At 41.2% G+C, this 3387-nt stretch carries 3 protein-coding genes and 1 tRNA gene; all 4 read left to right on the forward strand.

All coding sequences use genetic code 11. The annotated features are described in order from the left end of the window. The first annotated feature begins 254 nt into the window (after positions 1 to 254). Positions 255 to 734, forward strand: coding sequence for a flavin reductase family protein (locus tag ACKPEB_RS00225; RefSeq protein WP_408962748.1), 480 nt, complete (start codon positions 255 to 257; stop codon positions 732 to 734). Between the two features lie 130 nt (positions 735 to 864). Continuing rightward, complete coding sequence (locus ACKPEB_RS00230; protein WP_408962749.1) at positions 865 to 1959, forward strand: ATP-binding protein; 1095 nt, start codon at positions 865 to 867, stop codon at positions 1957 to 1959. A gap of 9 nt (positions 1960 to 1968) precedes the next feature. Continuing rightward, on the forward strand, positions 1969 to 2802 hold the full coding sequence (locus ACKPEB_RS00235) for a hypothetical protein (protein ID WP_408962750.1): 834 nt from the start codon (positions 1969 to 1971) through the stop codon (positions 2800 to 2802). 293 nt (positions 2803 to 3095) lie between these two features. Further along, a tRNA-Ser gene (locus ACKPEB_RS00240) sits at positions 3096 to 3187 on the forward strand. Positions 3188 to 3387 lie beyond the last annotated feature (200 nt).

Here is a 3387-nt window from a genome sequence, read left to right on the forward strand (position 1 = left end):
AAACCTAATCTAACACAAGTTTCTAGTTGGGTGTCAAGCGTTTTTAAAATATCGTGCTACGCTGGGTATGTTGCTCGGTTTTTCATCTCACCGTTAACCCAAAGGGTGTAACGGGAGTCTTCAAACCGAGATCTTAGATAAACTTCCCTCAGTTTAACTGATCTCGCTTACTGAGGCAGTGGGTTTGAAGCCGATCAGGGGTGGGTTGGTATTGTAGAATGCTCAATTAAAAGCGGTTTCAGGACTTGTCAATTATGTTGGACGAACAAGCTAAAAAAACAATTCTGCGTAAAATTCCCCACGCCCTTTATATTTGTGGAGTTAAGGACGGAGAGGATGTCAATGGTTTTACCGCCAGTTGGGTAACACAAGCGTCCTTTGAGCCTCCCTTAGTGGTCAACTGCGTTAAAAATGATTCCAAATCTCATGCCATGATTAAAGCCAGTGGTGTGTTTTCCCTAAGCTTTCTGGCTGAAGGTCAAAAAGACATCGCCCAGAAATTCTTTAAACCTCAACACCGAGTGGGAAATAAATTCGAGGATGTCGAATTTTATCTCGGCGAAACGGGTTGTCCCATCATTGGTGAAGCCTTGGGTTACGTTGAATGTCAAGTCATCGGGACAGTTGAACACGGCGACCATACGGTTTTTGTCGGGGAAGTGATCGCCGCTGGGGTTCACAAAGACGCCGAAATTCTCAATCTCGCCAGTACAGGCTGGAATTACGGCGGCTAGTTGGGAGCAGGGGAGGCAGGGGAAGCAGGGGGAGAAATTTCTGTTGCCTATTGCAAGAGTGCCTGTTCCCTGTGACTCCCTGACACCAAAAAATGGTAATATCGACCATCAAGTTGTGTGATCAATAGAGATGGATATAGAAGAGTTAGCAGCGCCGTTAGAGACGTTTGGACGACAAAGCCAATTTCAACAAATTACTCAGGCTTTAGCCTGTGATCGTGATTTGTTAATTGCTGGGGTTCCGGGTAGTGGACGTCGAACCCTGGTTAAACGGGCGGCGATGGAGGTGGGGGCAAAAATTATTGAAGTGGACTGTATTCGAGCCACGGATGGTCAACGGTTGACTCAACTGTTATGTGAAGGGATTTCCCAAGCGGTTAAAAGTGCAGCCGCGATTCAGTTTTTACAACAGTGGACGACCACAGAAGCTGATCAATTTTTAGTTTGGCAAGGAAATACAACAAAAAGTTTACGGTTAATTGCTAAACCGGATGAAATTTGGCAAGCTTATCAATTATTAATTCATTTACCCCAACAGTTAGCGGAATTTGTGCAACGACAAGTGGTGTTAATTCTGCATAGTTTTCCTCATATTCGTTCTTGGGATCGACAAGGAGATTGGGAAAAATTGTTGCGTCAAGAAATTCAACAGCAAAATTCTGTTAGTTATGTTTTAGTCGCAACGTTGGCAGAAACCACCCATCAAGAGGAGTTTCATAAAAATTTAGATATTGTTCAGTTAACTCCTTTATCGGATGATGTGGTGGCAGCTTGGGCGCATGGGGTTTTACATCGAGAACATTTAACTTTTGACCCGCGATCGCAAGCTTTAAAACGCTTTTTAGAAGCGGTTCAAGGACATATTGGTGATGCTTCAGCATTAGTGCGTCGGTTGTGTAAAGTTAAAACTTCTAATGGGTTAATTGGAGATCAGGAAATTGAGGACACTTTACAGGAATTATTAGCAGATTTTTCAACGGTGTTTGAGTCATTGTTAGTGTTGCTTCCTTCGTCTCAAGCTCAATTATTAGAGTCTTTAGCATTAGACCCAACGGATAAACCCCAAAGTCGAGAATATATTACTAAACATCATTTATCCAGAGGGGGAAGTTTGCAAGGTGCGATCGCGGGTTTACAACACAAAGGCTTGATTTATGGTTCAGAATTAGGCTATAAATTAGCGTTACCGTTATTTGGATTATGGATCAGAAAACGGTTAAGTTAACTTAATTTTATGCACAAAACAGGTTTATTGATCTTATTATTTTTATTAACAGGTTGTGAAGTGATGGCGGAACATTGGCGACAACTTTCCACCACAATGAAGATTGTCAACTCGGATTCATCTCAAAAAATTGAACAATGTTCTGAACAACCTCAAAGCAATCTTGATCCTAATAATATTAAATTAATTACATTAACGGCTGTTAATACCAAAGAATCGGGTCAAATTCGCCAAGGAAAATATTTAGCTTATCAATTTGCAGCCCAAGCGGGTCAACAGTTAAATTATCGCACTGAAGATAATTTATGTATTTGGATTTATGCACCCGACCGACAACTGATTAAAACCAAAGATTTACCCCAAACGGGTCAATATACAATGGTGTTTACAGCTTTAAAAGGAGCAACAACCTTTGACATTAAAATGAATATTACTTCAGGCGGTGGAACCCAAACCCAACCCTTACAACCTTTACCCCCTTTTGCTAAGAGTTCGACACCTACTCCGACACTATCTCCTTCTATTTCACCTGAAGTCAATCCTCCGACGGAACGAGTCACATTTGACCCAGGAACAACGGGAAAAACCTTGACGGGAAATATTAAAGTTGCAGAAAAACGACAATATAAATTAGAATGTGCGGCGGGACAAAAAATGTCTTTAGAAGTTCAACAAGGAACTGTTGATATTAATATTTTAGATCCCAAGGGTCAAATCATTGGTACGATTAAAAATAGTAAAAATTGGCAAGGTGAATTACCCGCAGATGGAGATTATTTAATCGAAGTTTCAGCTTCAAACACAGCCGATTTTAAAGTTAATGTTAATGTCGCTCCTTTATAATTGATTGATCAGAGGAAAACGCAGATTGATATAGCAAGTCTAAATAATTTGTGATCAAAACCTGTAGGGGTGGGAGTGTCAAGGTTTAGGCTAAACTTGCTAATTCACCTTTCCAGCGTCCACAATTTAACCGTGATGATGTCCATGTCCAATCTGATCAATCTTAGTTTACAGTCGATCTTGTTTGTTCTCGACGATTACGTTTTGCCCCCTGACCCTCCCCGGACAATTTTTTTTGCTAAACCCCTAGACAGACCTAAAATCCTCTGTTACTATATATAATTGTCGCTTCTGGAGAGGTGGCTGAGCGGTCGAAAGCGGCAGATTGCTAATCTGTTGATAGGCAGGTAACTCCTATCCGAGGGTTCGAATCCCTCCTTCTCCGTTAATCTTCATTGATCTAGAGTTTTGGGCTTCCCCAGGTCTGGTTTTCTCCCTTAATGAGGTTATTCAACAGTGTAAGTTTTGTTAACAGACACTAACGTATGCTATAGTTTGAAACATGGCATACATACCACTCAGAAAAGCGGTCGAATTTCTGGGTCTGCATCCCAATACATTAAGAAAATACGCCGATGAAGGGAA

Source organism: Planktothrix sp. (assembly GCF_046067725.1).
Classification (GTDB): domain Bacteria; phylum Cyanobacteriota; class Cyanobacteriia; order Cyanobacteriales; family Microcoleaceae; genus Planktothrix.

Excerpts from the sequence above, each read along its gene's own strand:
- ACKPEB_RS00225 (WP_408962748.1), top strand. The coding sequence starts at position 255 with ATGTTGGACGAACAAGCTAAAAAAACAATTCTGCGTAAAATTCCCCAC.
- ACKPEB_RS00230 (WP_408962749.1), top strand. The coding sequence starts at position 865 with ATGGATATAGAAGAGTTAGCAGCGCCGTTAGAGACGTTTGGACGACAA.
- ACKPEB_RS00235 (WP_408962750.1), top strand. The coding sequence starts at position 1,969 with ATGCACAAAACAGGTTTATTGATCTTATTATTTTTATTAACAGGTTGT.